Genomic DNA, 15,552 nt, shown 5'->3' with positions numbered 1-15,552 from the left:
ACCAGTTTTATTGACTGATATTTAAAATCTGTGAAGCATTTCATAGACGTGTTTTGGCTGGCCTGAAAATTATCCGCTTTTTGTTGCTTTTATCACCAAGTCGCGGCTTTGTTACAGATTGAAATGTCGCTTTTGCTGTGCGTAATATGGCCTTTCGTTCGACAAAAATAAGAAAATATTATGCAAGCAACCGCCACCACACTCGACTCAGAAACGGAAAACGTTCCGGTAAATTCGCGCAATAAAGTTGTCGTCGCCTCGCTGATTGGCACCGCCATCGAGTTCTTCGACTTTTATATTTACGCCACCGCGGCGGTCATCGTCTTCCCGCACATTTTCTTCCCGCAGGGCGATCCGACGGCGGCCACGCTGCAGTCCCTGGCGACCTTTGCTATCGCGTTTGTTGCGCGTCCGATTGGCTCCGCGCTGTTTGGACACTTTGGCGATCGCATTGGACGTAAAGTGACGCTGGTGGCCTCGCTGCTGACGATGGGGATCTCCACCGTGGCCATCGGCCTGCTGCCGACGTATGAGACCATCGGCATTCTGGCGCCGGTCCTGCTGGCGCTGGCGCGTTTTGGTCAGGGTCTGGGCCTGGGTGGTGAATGGGGTGGCGCGGCGCTGCTGGCCACCGAGAACGCCCCGGCGCGCAAGCGCGCGCTGTATGGTTCTTTCCCGCAGCTTGGCGCACCGATTGGCTTCTTCTTTGCCAACGGGACGTTCCTGCTGCTCTCCTGGCTGCTGACGGATGAACAGTTCATGAGCTGGGGCTGGCGTATCCCGTTTGTCTTCTCAGCCGTGCTGGTGCTGATTGGCCTGTACGTGCGTGTTTCTCTGCATGAGACCCCGGTTTTCGCGAAAGTGGCCGCGGCGAACAAGCAGGTGAAAGTGCCGCTGGGCACGCTGCTGACCAAACACGTGCGCGTGACCGTGCTGGGCACGTTTATCATGCTCGCCACCTACACGCTGTTCTACATCATGACCGTTTACTCCATGACCTTCAGTACCGCCGCCGCGCCGGTGGGGCTGGGTCTGCCGCGTAACGAAGTGCTGTGGATGCTGATGATGGCGGTGATCGGGTTTGGCGTGATGGTTCCGATTGCGGGGCTGCTGGCGGATAAGTTTGGTCGTCGCGCGAGCATGATTACCATCACCACGCTGATCATTCTGTTTGCTCTGTTCGTCTTCCCGCCGCTGCTGGGTTCAGGCAGCCCGGCGCTGGTGATGGCCTATCTGCTGATTGGCCTGAGCCTGATGGGGCTGACCTTCGGCCCGATGGGCGCGCTGCTGCCAGAGCTGTTCCCAACGGAAGTGCGTTATACCGGCGCGTCGTTCTCCTATAACGTCTCGTCTATTCTGGGCGCCTCCGTAGCACCGTATATCGCCACCTGGCTGCAGGCAAACTATGGTCTGTTCTATGTGGGCGTCTATCTGGCGGCCATGGCGGCGCTGACGCTGATTGCGCTGCTGCTGACGCACGAGACGAAGCACCAGGCTCTGTAAGCTAATGCCGGGTGGCGGCTACGCCTTACCCGGCCTACGATTCAAATGTAGGCCGGGTAAGCGCAGCGCCACCCGGCAAAAACAGGCCGCCCCTTACTTCTTCATCTGTGACAAAATGGTCCGGCACTGATTCGCCTCGCCCTCTGACGGCGATATCAACGCCAGCAGCGCTGCGGCTGGGGTAACCAGCGTCGCAAGCGCCGCAGCCACCGCACCACGCGCAATCAGCGGTCCGGGCTTCACGCCCGCCTGCGGATTTTTGAAGGTCCCGCGCACGTACAGCGGCGAGCGCAGCGTGATAATACGGATCCCCTTACTCTCCGGGTCAATCGTCAGATCAAGCTGCTCGGAGGCCATGCTGGCGGTTCCGGTCACGTTAATCACCGCGTTTTCCGTGTCGAAGGCAAAAATCTGCGGACGCGCCACGCCGTTCACCAGATCCAGATTGGCCGCCGCACAGTTCACCCGTACCTCATCATCGCCGAAGATTTGCCCGATGATGTAGTTCCCGACGTTCAGCCCGAGGATCTCCATCAGGTTGCGGCTCACCAGCCCGTCGTTCATCAGCAGCTTCAGGTTGCCATTACCGCTGCCCAGCAGCGCCGCCACGGAGTTACCCACGCCGCGAATGTCGGCATCACCGTTCATCTCGCCGAGGGTTTTCTGCATCAGCTCGACGTTCGGCATCAGCGCTTTCAGCTTAAGCCTGCGCGCCTGAATCTCCGCCCGGCCCTGCATCGGCTTTTTATCGCCTTCCAGGTGAATGTTTGAGGAAATCGTCCCGCCTGCCATGCCAAACTTCAGCGGCTGCAGGCGCAGGTCGGCGTTTTTGAGGATGATATGCGTCGAGAGATCGCTCAACGGCAACGTGCTGCCATGCTCAATTTTACGCCCTTTGAAGCGGACGTCCGCATCCATCACGTTCCACTTATCGGTTTCAAAGCGATCGTAAGGCAGCACTTTTCCCGCAGGCTGAATGTCCTTTTTCACCTCTTTTGATTTTGTGCCTTTGCCGGAATCCACGCCGATCAGCGGGCCGAGATCGGCCAGACGCAGCTGTCGGGACTCAACGTCCCCTTCCAGCTTCGGCCTCGGTTTTCCGGTGGTGTAGGTCAGCGAGCCGTGGATATCACTGTCGCCGATGCGGCCGTTAAAATCACGGTAGTCAAAAACAGACGCTTTTTCGGTATCGATTTTGGCGACCAGATGCCCGTCCGTTTCGAACGGTGGCGTATCCGGCAGCAGCACGCCGGTCAGCTCATACAGCTCGCCCAGCGAATCACCGGCAAATTTAAGCTGAAGATCGACGCCGCCCATGTTCATCGGGTCGTTGACCGTCCCCACAAACGCCACGCGGGTGTTACCGGAGCGGAAGTCCGCCTGCACCGGGAACGGCGTGCCTTCGCTCCGGAGCGCCAGCATGCCGCCTATTTTCCCTTTACCGCTGAGCGGCTGATCGTTGTAGCGTCCTTTTGCCGTCAGGCCGAAGACATAGTCGCCCACGCTTGCCGTGTCACCTTTGGCTTTCGTCCCCGTGACCTCGCTAAACGGCAGCGGCTTGCCCAGCGGATCGACCAGGATCTCCACGTCGGCCTTGCTGACTTTGTCGTCGATGGCGATCCGCCCGCGATCGAAGAGAATATTGTCGAGACGGAATGACCAGGAAGAAGGCTGGGCGTTCGGATCCTTTTCGCCGTCGCTGGCAAGGTTAAAGGTCCAGTTGTTATTTTTTTCTGAGAGGCGGATCAGGCGCGCGTCGGGCTGTTGAAGTTTGATCCACGGCAGATAGACGGTTTTGGTGAACAGTGCGAGCGGGGCCAGCGTGGCCTCAACGCGCGGCAGGTGGATCATGGTGACCGCCGGGATATCCGGCGGGTTGCCGAGAATGATGTCGTCGGCGTGGACGTGTGGCCACGGGATCCAGCTTCGCCAGCCGGGCTCCTCTTTCTGACGCTCCCACACGACCCCTAAATCACCGCGTATGGCGAAGGGGCGGTTCAGTTCGGTTGAGACTTTCTGGTTGATGGTCGGCTTAAGACGGTTCCAGTCAAACGTTGCGATAATGATGGCGACGACCACGATCAACAACAAGAAAATCCCTGCTGTCCAGGAGATTACCCTGGTTGTTCTTGTCATTTTTATCCCCTTTCCTGATGACCTGTCCTGTAAAACTATAGTCCAGACAAAGGGAAGCGGGCTTATCAGAGGGTAGTTATCACGCTATCGAGGCGATCCATGGGTACCGGACGGGAGAGGAAATAGCCTTGCGCCGCCGCGGCAGGCGAGCTTTGCACATCACGCCACTCTTCCAGCGTTTCCACACCTTCAACAATCACGCCCTGGCAATAGCGGTTCATCAGCTGCAATAGCAGCGTAAACAGGTTCCGCCCTTCCGGGGTCTGACGCAGCATAATGAACAGATCGCGGGCCACTTTGATGTAGTCATAACGCACTTCACTCAGGGCCGAAAAGTTCGCCATGCCGGTGCCAAAGTCATCCAGCCACAGCGGGCCGTATTCGCATATGGAGGCAAACGAGGAGTCCTGCGGCAGGCGAACATGCTCCACCAGCTCAAAACGCACCCACGGCAGGGTGGCAATCAGCTCCTGCAATTTCGCGTTCTGACGCAGCGCCAGCAGAGTGGGGCCATCAACATTCACGGAGGCGAGGATATCGTGCTGTTCGAAAAAGGGCTGCTTCGTTGCGAGCATATGGAGCTGCTCTTCCAGCACGTCCAGACGCTGGCGAACGGCAACTTCGGCAAAATAGCGATCCGGTGCGATGCGCTGGGTAGGGTTTGAGGGGTGCGTTACGACGGTCAAAATTTCAATGGCCATCAGTCGACCGTCTGTTCGGTATATCGGCTGATAAGTGTACGCACGCTCACATTGCAGCCAGTAGCGATGCTCCTGCAAGTTCTCAATACTTGCCTCAGGCGTGGTGCTCAGCCGCTGGATAACCTGCTCTGACTTCATTTCAGATGTCCTGTTGTTGGGATGGCCTTTCTGGACTCGTCACAGGATTATCGGCGCGACAATTGAGAACTTTATGTTCAATTCACCGGGAAAATGAAATTAAGATGACAGAAATGCGCAGGAACACGCGTTGGCTCAAATAAAATAATGGAACGTTGTTTTAATATAGTTGACCGGTTAATTCACTCAGCGCACACTGCTGTTAATTCTTCTGTTCAGGTTCACGATTATGTCTAAAAAAATTGCCGTGATTGGCGAATGCATGATTGAGCTGTCACAAAAAGGCGCGGAAGTGAGCCGCGGATTTGGTGGCGATACGTTAAACACGTCGGTGTATATTGCCCGTCAGGTTGCGCCTGAGGCGCTCACCGTGAACTATGTTACCGCTCTGGGCACGGACAGCTTCAGCCAGCAAATGCTGGAGGCCTGGCAGAGTGAACAGGTTGAAACGTCGCTGATTCAGCGTATGGAAAACCGCCTGCCGGGGCTTTATTACATCGAAACCGACAGCACTGGCGAACGCACGTTTTATTACTGGCGTAACGAAGCCGCGGCCAAATTCTGGCTGGAGAGCGAGGCCGCCGCGGCCATCTGCCAGGAGCTGGCGACCTTCGACTATCTCTATCTGAGCGGGATCAGCCTGGCTATCCTCAGCCCGGCCAGCCGTGAAAAGTTGCTCTCGCTGCTGCGCGCGTGTCGTGCCAACGGCGGTAAGGTTATTTTCGATAACAACTACCGCCCGCGCCTGTGGTCCAGCCGTGAAGAGACGCAGCAGGTCTATCAGCAGATGCTGCAATGCACCGACATCGCCTTCCTGACGCTCGACGATGAAGACGCCCTGTGGGGTGAGAAACCGGCAGAAGACGTGATTGCACGCACGCAGGCGGCTGGCGTGCGTGAAGTGGTGATTAAGCGCGGTGCGGATTCATGCCTGGTCGCGATTGCGGGTGAAGCGGTAGTTGAGGTCCCGGCGGTGAAGCTGGCCAAAGAGAAAGTGATTGATACCACGGCGGCGGGTGATTCATTCAGCGCGGGCTATCTGGCGGTACGCCTGACGGGTGGAACCCCGGAAGCCGCGGCACAGCGTGGGCACCTGACGGCCAGCACCGTCATTCAGTATCGCGGGGCGATTATTCCGCGCGAAGCGATGCCTGTTTAAGCCCTCACCTTAACCCTCTCCCACAGGGAGAGGGAATGTTTCCCCATTACTGCCCTTGCGGGATATCCGTCGCGTCCTGATGTAAATCATCAGCCGTTGCGGACTGCGTCGGCTGCGGCGCGGTAGCCATGATGGAATCCCAGGTCGTCTGAAGTTCCTTCATGTCATACTCCGGCTCGCCCTTCGGTTGCAGGAGAATCAACGCCATCTCCTGCGACAGCTGCTGGCGGAGCTCCTGGTTGAGCATATCGACGGTCAGACCGCTCAGGAAGTCCTGACGAAGCTTCTGGTACTGTTCCGGCGCAATGTCCACCACCTGGTTCTGCAGGGAGCGAATACGCTGGCTGATCAGAATGTCGGTATCGGCGCGCGCGTAGGTCGCGAACAGCTTCTGCAGCTCGAGTTTTTTCTGGGCCACAAGCGCGTTGAACTCCTCTTCAGAGAGCCCCTCTTTACGCACTTTTGCCAGCTCTTTCGCCACGACGCCCAGATTGGCATTCAGCTTATCGCCCGGCGATTCAACGTTAATGGCGCATTGCGCACGCTGGAACAGCACGCGGCAGTCAAAGCCAAGGCCGATATTCTTCACGTTGTTCTTACTGAGCGTCTGCTGAACGTGCCAGAACAGCGCTTCACGTGCCAGATCGGCACGCCAGTAGCGCAACAGCGCTGCGGACTCACGGATGGGCTGCCAGGCGTTATCCCACATCACGGAGAGTCGATCCTGACGCACGGTGTCCGTCATAATGCTGACAGGCTCTGCGCGCAGCGGGGAGAGTGTTGGAACAGGGGCAGGCGATTCACGCTTGCCTTTCAGATCGCCAAACGCTTTGTTGATCTGCTCTACCACCGCGCGGCTGTCCACGTTACCCACCACGATCAGCGTCATCGCGTCCGGGGTGTACCATTTCTGATAGAACGTTTTCACCTGCTCAGCATCCACCGGCTGTTTCAGCGGTTCGGCCGGGTCATGTCCCAGTAACGTCGAGCCTTTCAGGCGGTAACGCCACCAGCCCTCTTTGGTATCTCCAGGCCAGGTCGCCACCATGTCGCTGTTGCTCAACGCATAGTTGACGGTATCCGGCGTAATCGCCAGATTGCCAGAGGCATCGGAGAGATACGTCAGGGCTTCTTTAAGCAGATCGTTGCGGTTATTAGGCAGGCTCAGGTTAAACATGGTGTAGTCATACGAGACCACCGCCGGCGGGAGTGGGCGTTTTGGATCGATGGCCTGTTGCCAGAGCGAACGCACCTGAACCGCTTGCAGGCTGCCGCTCTGAGTGAGCGCCAGCCGGGGAATAAAGTGGCTGAAACCGGTTTGCTGGGTGCTTTCCGTGAGGGAACCGGTATTAACAGACAGACGGATTTCAATACGGTCACTGGGACGTTGCGGCGTGGCTAACACCTGCCACTGAAAACCGTTCGCTAATGTCCCTTGTTGCCAGGCCGGGTCTGGCTGGAGCGCATCTGCCTGCACATAACTGGCTGCTGCCATCATCAGCAAACCGCCGGTTAAGAGTCGAATTTTTGTGCCCTGCATGTGAACCCCTGATCAACATTCCTGGTTAAAAAAGAGTGCCTCGCGACGCGCTTCACTCTTAAAGATGACGATGAAAACACGTCGATTAGACCGCGCGTTCGGCAAAACGTCACGGTCCGAAGTGAAATATACCCAAAAAAAATCTTGTCGAATTATGACAGGTATGAACAGTTATTATGCGCAGGAGCCCGCATCCCCACAAGGGAATACGGGCATTTGTGACAAGATTAAGAGGATAAGCCAGGATTTTTGCTGTCAGTTGAACGATTATTCAGAGTATCGTCGAGCTTTTTGTGATCCAGCTCTTTCACCCATTTCGCCACCACCACCGTTGCCACGCCGTTACCCACCAGGTTGGTTAGCGCACGGGCCTCAGACATGAAGCGGTCAATACCCAGAATCAACGCCAGACCCGCCACCGGCAGGTGACCCACAGCAGAAATGGTGGCTGCCAGCACGATAAAGCCGCTGCCCGTCACGCCTGCCGCGCCTTTAGAGGAGAGCAGGAGCACCACCAGCAGGGTAATCTGATGGAAAATATCCATATGGCTGTTGGTCGCCTGCGCGATAAACACCGCCGCCATCGTCAGGTATATCGAGGTGCCATCCAGGTTGAAGGAGTAGCCCGTCGGGATCACCAGCCCGACCACCGATTTGCGACACCCGAGTTTCTCCATCTTATCGAGCATGCGCGGCAGCGCCGATTCTGACGAGGAGGTTCCCAGAACAATCAGCAGCTCTTCGCGGATGTAACGGATAAATTTGAAGATGCTGAAACCGGTCGCGCGGGCGATGGAGCCCAGCACCACCACCACGAAAAGAATACAGGTGATATAGAAGCAGATAATCAGCTGACCCAACTGGACCAGCGTACCGACGCCATACTTACCGATGGTGAAGGCCATCGCACCGAAGGCACCGATGGGCGCCAGGCGCATGATCATATTGATGATGCCGAAGATGACCTGCGAGAAGCTTTCGATCACGTTAAAGATAAGCTGGCCTTTGCTGCCCAGACGGTGCAGGGCAAAGCCAAACATCACGGCGAACAGCAGCACCTGGAGGATGTTTCCGCTGGCGAACGCGCCTATGACGCTGCCAGGAATGACGTCCAGCAGGAAGGCGACCACGCCCTGATCCTTCGCCTGCTCGGCATAGACCGCAACCGCTTTGGCATCCAGCGTCGCCGGATCGACGTTCATCCCCGCGCCTGGCTGCACCACGTTGACGATGATCAGACCGATAATCAGCGCAAGGGTACTGACCACTTCAAAATAGAGAAGCGCCACTGCACCGGTACGACCGACCGCCTTCATGCTTTCCATGCCAGCGATGCCCGTGACGACCGTACAGAAGATCACCGGCGCGATGACCATTTTAATGAGCTTAACGAACGCGTCGCCAAGCGGTTTCATTTGCGCGCCCAGTTCAGGGTAATAGTGACCCAGCAGAATACCGATGGCGATGGCTGTCAGGACCTGGAAATAAAGACTTTTGAAGAGTGAGGTTTTCATAAGGTGTCCTTGGGAAGAAAAACCACAGGCTTTGTAAGGTTATGGTTAACCTGCGGCTTTAAAATAACACCCACATAACAGGACAGAAATAAACTCAGTTCAAATTTGAAACACAAATGTTAAGAACTTTGAGCTGGCTCGCACAAGCCAGCAACAAAATTACGCTTTTGCGTGGTGATCGGTGCCAGAAAGGTATCGTTCTTCAAAGACATCCGAAGGGACTGCAGGGGCAAACAGGAAGCCTTGCCCACTCTCCACGCCCGCCTCTGCCAGCCAGGCGCGTTGCGCGTCGGTTTCAATCCCCTCGGCAATCAGGTGCAGGTTGAGGCTGCGCGCCATCTGGATAATCGCCTGCACCATGCTGCTGTCGCCCGGCAGTCCGTCGACAAACGCTTTGTCAATTTTGAGCACATCCACCGGAAGGGTCTTCATGTGCTGAAGCTGACGCAGCCCGGCGTACCCCATGCCAAAATCGTCCAGGGCAATGCGAATACCGGCATTACGCAGCGGCTTGAGAATCGCGACCGCCTCATTGGGATCGTCGATGCGTCGGCTCTCCGTCACTTCCAGGGTTAACGTATCAGGCTTGATGCGGTAACGATGGATCAGCTCCAGCATCTCTGAAACCATGGTCGGGTGCATAAGCTGCAGGGCAGACAGGTTGACCGACAGCGGCAGCGTCACGCCACGCTCCTGCCAGGCGGCAAGCTGACGGCAGCACTCCTCCAGCACCCAGTAGCCAACGGTAACCATCAGGCCGCAGGACTCGATGCGCTCAATCAGCCCTTCCGGCAGCTCCCATGAGCCATCCGGCTGCTGCAGACGCAGCAGGGCCTCGGCGCTTTTCACCTCTCCCGTCTGCAGGTCCACCTGCGGCTGCAGCCAGAGGGCAAACTGGCGGTTATCCAGCGCGGTCAGGATGTCGCTCTCTTCCGTCAGGCGCTGCTGCGCCTTTTCCATCTGCGCCGGGTCGAAGAACTGGATCTGGTTTTTGCCTTTGCGCCGGGCGGTAAAGGCCGCCGAGAAGGCGCGGCGATAAAGCTGTTCCGCGGTCAGATCGCCATAGAACATGGCAATCCCGATACTGGCGCTCGGGCGAAGCTGGATACCCTGAATCGGCAGCCGCTCATTAATGACAGTGAGTACTTGCTGACCTAACGTGATCGCATGCCAGGGTTCTTTTACGCCGTTGGCAATCACCACCAGGTCGTAACCGCTGACCTGAGTCAGCACCATGCGCGGGGCAAGGACAGATTTGATCTTTTCCACCAGGGTGAGTAGCAGCATTTCGCGCTGGCTCTCCTGAAGCACGCCAGCCGTGTCCTGCAGGGTTTCGCAGGCAATGACCATCAGCGCGGTGGTTTGCTGGCGCTCAACGGTTTGCTCCAGCATCGCCATCAGGAAGGCTTTATTGGGGAGCTCCGATACCGGAAAACGGGTGGCGCTACTGTTCAGTTCATCCTGCTGACGCTGGATGCGCTGCTGGTTGAGGTTATAGCTGCGCACCAGCATGCCGATCTCATCGTCATGATGCAGACGCGGCAGCTCAAGCTGGTGTCCCATCTGATCCTGCGGGGCGAGCGTGTTCAGCTCGCGGGCGATACGGCGCAGGGGATGGACAATCAGCCGGTTGATGCACCAGGTGAGCGCCACGCTGAGAATAAGCGTCATAAGTAAGCAAGTGGTCACTAACGTAACCACCCAACTCATGACGAATTTATACATGCGGTAGGAGTCTGCCTGTAACACCAGGTAGGCCAGCGGCTGCGGATTCGCAGGGCGTTCAAGCGAATAGACGGGAAGCGAAATTTGCACCGGCAGTTCAAACAGGCGCATCACCATCATCGGGACGGGACGTTCCGGGATAAAGCTCATCCGCAGCGCCTGAAACTGGTTGGGGAGCACGACGTCCGCCCGGCTCACAACACCAGCCGGCTGAATGCGTTTCAATATGGTTTCCGCCTCGGGGATATCCCCTTTCAGGATAGAGGCTGACAGCGGGCCGCGTACCGAGCGGGCGATACTTTCTAATTGCGAAGCCGTGTTATAGCGATTCTGCTGTACGGAATGAAACAGCAAAATAACGCAGAAGAGCAGGACAAACAGCATGGTGACGGCAGAGACCATCGCCATCTGTTTGATTGTTAAGGAACGGCTGACACGCAAAATGACTCTCCACAAAACTCGAAGCGCAGGGCGCGCCAGGGTGTAAACCTGGCGCGCCTGAGTATACCCGATTGCCGCGCTATTAAGAGAGACTTACAAATGGATTAAGGAAAATCCGATTACCAGTCCGCGTAAGGGATAAGCGGCTGCGGCGGTAAGTCCATATCGCCCTGCCAGCCTGCAGCAGAGTAGCGCACATAGATCAGCGCGTGGCTTGGGGTATAGTCTTTCGCTTGCTGGATATCCACGCCCATGCCCACAAACCAGTTGGACGTGACCCGCCGCTCGATTATGGCCCGTGCGGTATAACCCGTACCGGAAGAACTGCTGCCGGTTTCCATCGCGCCCCGGTCGGTATAGCGGTCCGGCTCATCGGTCGGGATCAGATTCTGAATCGGGTAGCGCAGCTCGTCTTTGGTTTTAGAGTGGGACCAGGAGACCGAGCCCCCCAGCTCCCAGGACCAGTTTTCCGTGCGCTTACGCCAGGTCACCGGCAAGGCGAAGGAGACATACTCCTGCGGGCTGTAATAGCCGCCCTGACCCAGGGTATAACCGCTCAGGTCTTTGTCGTAGTGCCAGAGCATGTTGGAGACGCCGACCGTCAGGCGCTCGTTGTTTTTATTAATGAGCTTGTAGTAGTAACCCGTCATCCAGCGGACGCGCCAGTTATCCTCCACATTTTTACCCGTCAGCGTTTCCGCGTTCAGGCTTGACCAGACGCCGTTCGCTTCCCCTTTGTCATAGCTCATACTTACGCCGCCACCGGTGGCGCGTACGCCGCCCCAGGTGGTGCCGGTATTGGTATCTTTTTGCCCGCCGAAGGCCAGCAGAGAGCTGGAGATTGGCCGACGATGGGCGTTAACGGTATAGCCGATGGGCCCCAAATCGCTGCTGTAGCTGATGCCGCCCACCACGTCGACGACGTCAAAGCCCATTGGCGTGGTGCCAATATCCATCGCCCAGGTTTTATTCTGCCAGCCGACGGCAACGCTCGCGCCATTGTCTGACTGATGGGTGTTCCCGCTACACGGCGTTTCGTAGCAGGTTCCCCATTTAGGATCGTAAGTCCCGTTCCTGGTATCGAATGACCCGGCATCCATATTGACCAGATCGCTTCTGAAGAACATGCGCCCGTCAGAGAGCGGCGCATCCACCTGCAGCATGGTGGTATGCGCTTTCAGATCGGAATAACCGCCCGTACCGCTGGAGCCCCAGTAATCGTGCTGCAGCGTGACGTTAACATCCTGCTGACGGTACAACTCACCGGCATCACTGCGCACGCCGCGCTTCAGCCAGTCGTCTTTTTCATCGTTACGCGTCAGACGGGTGAAACTGTCGTTGTCAGCCGGACGCGTCGTGGTGATACCCGTCGATACCATCGCATCTTTGTAGGTTTCCAGCGCCTGCTGAGGCTGGCCGTTCTGCGCCTGGAAACGTGCGGCATCACGCAGCACCAGCGCGTTTTCCATAGAGCCAGGCTGCGATTTAGCCTGCGGAATAATTTTATTGAAGGTCTGCTCTGCGGCAGCGGCATCGCCCAGACCCGCCTGCGCCATCGCGATGCGGCGCTGCATATTGAGCGACAGCGGCTGGCCGTTTTGCGCGGCGGGCAGCTTCGCCAGCTCCGCGCGCGCGGCATCTTTGTTACCCTGCGCGCTGTAAATCTCGGTCAGGCCGAGGAGCGCGTCTTCATTCTGCGGCTCACGCTGCAGGACGGCGTTGTACGTCGTTTTCGCCGAGTCCAGATCGCCACGCTGCTGTGCCCAGTCCGCCAGCGTGAGGTCGATACGGGTGGAGGTCGGCTGCTGGCGAAGAAGATTCTCTGCGTCCTGCTCTTTGCCGCTGTCGCGCAGGCGGTTGGCGGTTTCCAGCACCTGGTTGCTTTGCAGGCGGTCGGCAAGCTCCTGAATATTGCCGTTCCACTGGCTGCGCGGCAGCGTCTCCAGATGCGCCAGCGCGGCCCGGTCCTGATCGTTTCCGGAAAGGTAGAGCCCGTTAGCATAAACCTGATCCGGGTCGGACGGTTTCTGGTGGGCAAGCTGACGCATCAGGGTGTCCGCCTGGCTGCGCTGACCCGCGCTGTAGAGATCGCGCGAAAGACGATAGGTTATCCACACGTCGCCGGGAGAGAGCGCCAGACGACGACGCTGAATGTCTGCCGCCTGCGCGTATTTCCCCTGGTTCTCAAGCTGTTCGGCCTGGGCGGAGAGCTGTTCGTTGGTCAGGCTACGTTCAATGTCGTCTATGCTACGGCGCTGGCTGGCGGAGAGAGACTGGATAAACTGCGAAGCCTTCTCCGGCGACTGCGCGCGGTAAATATTGGCCAGGCCGCGAACCGCATTGCTGTTGCCGCTGTCCATCCGCAGCGCCTGGCGATAGTAACGCTCCGCCGCGTCGTTATCTTTACGCGCCGCGGCGGCGTCGCCCAGCCCCAGCACGGCATAGCTGTCGGTATTGTCGATATTGCGTGCCTGCTGATAGTAACGCTCTGCCTGCGCCGGGTTATTCGCCTTCAGCGCCGCATCGCCCTGCTGGATCAGCAGCCAGTAGCGGTTAACCTTCAGAAGACTGTCCCATTTACCCCGATTATCGCTCTGGGGATCGAGGGCAATCGCCTTTTCAAACTGTGCCACCGCGCGGGCGCGGTCGCCCTTCTGGGAATACGCCTGTCCAAGGGCGCCCACCGCTTCACTGTCAGCATGGTTGGCGCTGACGGCTTTTTGCAGCTCCGCCACCGCCTTACTTCCCTGCCCGGCATCCACCGCTGCCAGCCCTTCGGCTTTCGCGCGGAACGCCGGATCGGCGAGCTGTTTTTGCTGCGCTTCAAGCTGGGCACGCGCCGCCGCGACGCTATCCCCGTCGCTGAATACGCTCAGGTATTTTTGCAGCGCACTGACGCTGGCGCTGCTGGCAGGCTGGTCTTTGATTTGGTCATACCACATATCAGACGCCTGGCTACGGCCATTGGTGGATTTGGCCATCTCCTGCAATACCGCAAAGGCTTCATCACGACGTCCGCTCTGGAACAGAAGCTGGGACAGCGTCGCCTGCAGCTGCGTATTTCCGGGACTGCTGCTGTTTATTTTCTTAAGCTGGTTAATGGCCGCGCCGCGGCGAGCAGGATCTTTTGCCACGACGTTCCAGTATTCCGTCGCCACGTCGCCACCCGGCGGGTTGCCGTCAAACAGCTTGTCATAGGCGGCAATCGCCTCCTGCGTGTGCCCCGTAGTGGCGAGCAGTCGCGCCTGCTGGAGCTGCTGGCGGCCATCCGGAGTAGAAAGCAGCATCGTGTTGCGTGATGACTGGTACGCACTCGAACCCGGCGCAATCCCTTTCAGACGATCCAGCTCTTTTTGCGCGCCGGCGTTATCGCCCTGACGCAGCAGGTAGCGAAAGCGTGCGGCAATCACGTCAGGGTTGTTCGGGTCAATCAGCTCAAGGCGATAGAGCGACTGACGAACCAAATCCTCACGCTGTGTCGATTCGCCCAGCCTCACCTGCTCCAGCAGCTGTTTTTGCTGCGGAGAGTTAGCGGCCTGGGCCCACGGCATAAGCGCCAGGCCAAGCGATAAACTGAGTAGATTTACTGTGAACTTGCGCATTCCTGGCCCCAATCCGGTATTAATTCACCTTTTGCGGTGAAGCGAAAACGATGCTGATCCCATCCTTGCCCAAAAAGCGTCAGCACGTAGCTGTAATAGGCATTGTTATCGGGAAAATGGTCCGCAACGCGCTGGCGCTGAATCGCCTGGGCATCACGTTGTTGTAAAAACGGCAGCATAGCGGCAGAGAACCCGACCGGGCCGTCGCCGGTGCGTTTCCCCGTCGCCACATCCACTTTCTCCGGCGGCACACCCCGTTTCATGGTCTTTGCCGCCATCGGCTGGAAGCGCGTCAGCAACCGGGCTTTCTGAGGATCTTTATCACTCATCATGCCCACCCAGAGATACACGCGGATGGCGTCGTAGCCGCCCACCAGCGCTTTCTCCTGCTGTAACCGCCAGCCTCTGTTTTTCTGATACTGCACCCAGTCCGGCGAAAAGCCTTTCGGCGCACTCTCCAGCAGCAGGCGCAGATTGGTTTCACGAAGCTGGGTCCACGGGGAGCCAAACCGCGTGAAATAAGCCGCTAGCTGCGGAGGAAGATAGCTGGGGTTAAAGCGCCAGGCGTGTTCATCGGCAAAGCCGACTTTGCCGGGAAGCAGCATTGCGCCAAGCCCCGGGACTTTCACCACCTCCTCGCTGACAATGCGTTTCAGCAGCGCTTTACCCGTGCGGGTATAGTCCGGATGCTTCCACAGCCGACCCGCTTCGAGCAGTGACCAGGCGATCCAGACATCGGCGTCAGAGGCGGAGTTGGTATCAATCACCGCCCACGTCTCTTTATCTTTCTGCCCCCATAGCCAGGCAGGCAGATGGTCGTTGAGATCGCCGCTGGCAAGATTATCGCGCGTCCACGTCAGCAGCTGGTCAAAGGCCTGGCGATCGTTCGCCGCCAGGGCAAAGAACAGGGCGTAGCTTTGCCCTTCCGAGGTCGTAATTTTGCGCGTGTCACTGGGGTCAATGACACGCCCGCCCTCACTGATGTAGTCCTTTTTAAACTGCTCCCAGGCAGGCCAGGTACAGGCGGCGCGAAGAGGAAGCGCCGCCAGCATCACCGCTGCTAATACACACCAGCGAAAGGCTTTCATCACAT

Annotated in this window: 9 protein-coding genes; 2 read left to right on the top strand and 7 right to left on the bottom strand. The window is 57.8% G+C overall.

The annotated features are described in order from the left end of the window. Window positions 1-180 precede the first annotated feature (180 nt). Window positions 181-1,503 (top strand): MFS transporter, encoded by a 1,323-nt coding sequence (locus tag LJA86_RS19065; RefSeq protein ID WP_023617091.1) that lies wholly within the window; start codon window positions 181-183, stop codon window positions 1,501-1,503. Between the two features lie 93 nt (window positions 1,504-1,596). Here the strand turns inward: LJA86_RS19065 and LJA86_RS19060 are convergent, their stop codons facing one another. Together LJA86_RS19060 and pdeH are read right to left on the bottom strand one after the other, a co-directional pair. After that, the gene (locus LJA86_RS19060) at window positions 1,597-3,639 is read right to left on the bottom strand and encodes an AsmA family protein (RefSeq protein ID WP_045909059.1); all 2,043 of its coding nucleotides are present in this window, start codon (window positions 3,637-3,639) and stop codon (window positions 1,597-1,599) included. 65 nt (window positions 3,640-3,704) lie between these two features. Continuing rightward, entirely contained in the window at window positions 3,705-4,478 is a 774-nt protein-coding gene (gene pdeH / locus LJA86_RS19055) for a cyclic-guanylate-specific phosphodiesterase (RefSeq protein WP_045909060.1), read from the bottom strand. Window positions 4,479-4,707: 229 nt separating this feature from the next. Here pdeH and LJA86_RS19050 point away from each other — a divergent pair, with 229 nt between their 5' ends. After that, window positions 4,708-5,637, top strand: coding sequence for a sugar kinase (locus LJA86_RS19050; RefSeq protein ID WP_229226585.1), 930 nt, complete (start codon window positions 4,708-4,710; stop codon window positions 5,635-5,637). A 46-nt stretch (window positions 5,638-5,683) separates the two neighbouring features. On the opposite strand, the gene LJA86_RS19045 is transcribed toward LJA86_RS19050, so the two are convergent. From LJA86_RS19045 to bcsZ, 5 genes are all read right to left on the bottom strand, one after another. Further along, on the bottom strand, window positions 5,684-7,177 hold the full coding sequence (locus LJA86_RS19045) for a M16 family metallopeptidase (protein WP_048027805.1): 1,494 nt from the start codon (window positions 7,175-7,177) through the stop codon (window positions 5,684-5,686). Window positions 7,178-7,404: 227 nt separating this feature from the next. After that, window positions 7,405-8,691: a dicarboxylate/amino acid:cation symporter gene (locus LJA86_RS19040; protein ID WP_045909063.1), complete on the bottom strand. Its 1,287-nt coding sequence runs from the start codon at window positions 8,689-8,691 to the stop codon at window positions 7,405-7,407. A 159-nt stretch (window positions 8,692-8,850) separates the two neighbouring features. Next, complete coding sequence (hmsP, locus tag LJA86_RS19035; protein WP_048226290.1) at window positions 8,851-10,857, bottom strand: biofilm formation regulator HmsP; 2,007 nt, start codon at window positions 10,855-10,857, stop codon at window positions 8,851-8,853. A gap of 119 nt (window positions 10,858-10,976) precedes the next feature. Then, a complete protein-coding gene (gene bcsC, locus LJA86_RS19030; protein WP_229226584.1) occupies window positions 10,977-14,459 on the bottom strand; it encodes a cellulose synthase complex outer membrane protein BcsC in 3,483 nt (1,160 codons plus the stop codon). Further along, the gene (bcsZ, locus tag LJA86_RS19025; RefSeq protein ID WP_229226614.1) at window positions 14,441-15,547 is read right to left on the bottom strand and encodes a cellulose synthase complex periplasmic endoglucanase BcsZ; all 1,107 of its coding nucleotides are present in this window, start codon (window positions 15,545-15,547) and stop codon (window positions 14,441-14,443) included. Before bcsZ ends, bcsC begins: the two co-directional genes overlap by 19 nt. Window positions 15,548-15,552 lie beyond the last annotated feature (5 nt).

It is taken from the genome of Enterobacter sp. TCD1-1, assembly GCF_020567405.1.
GTDB classification, from domain to species: domain Bacteria; phylum Pseudomonadota; class Gammaproteobacteria; order Enterobacterales; family Enterobacteriaceae; genus Enterobacter; species Enterobacter quasiroggenkampii.
This window is presented reverse-complemented; position numbering and strand designations above follow the sequence as displayed.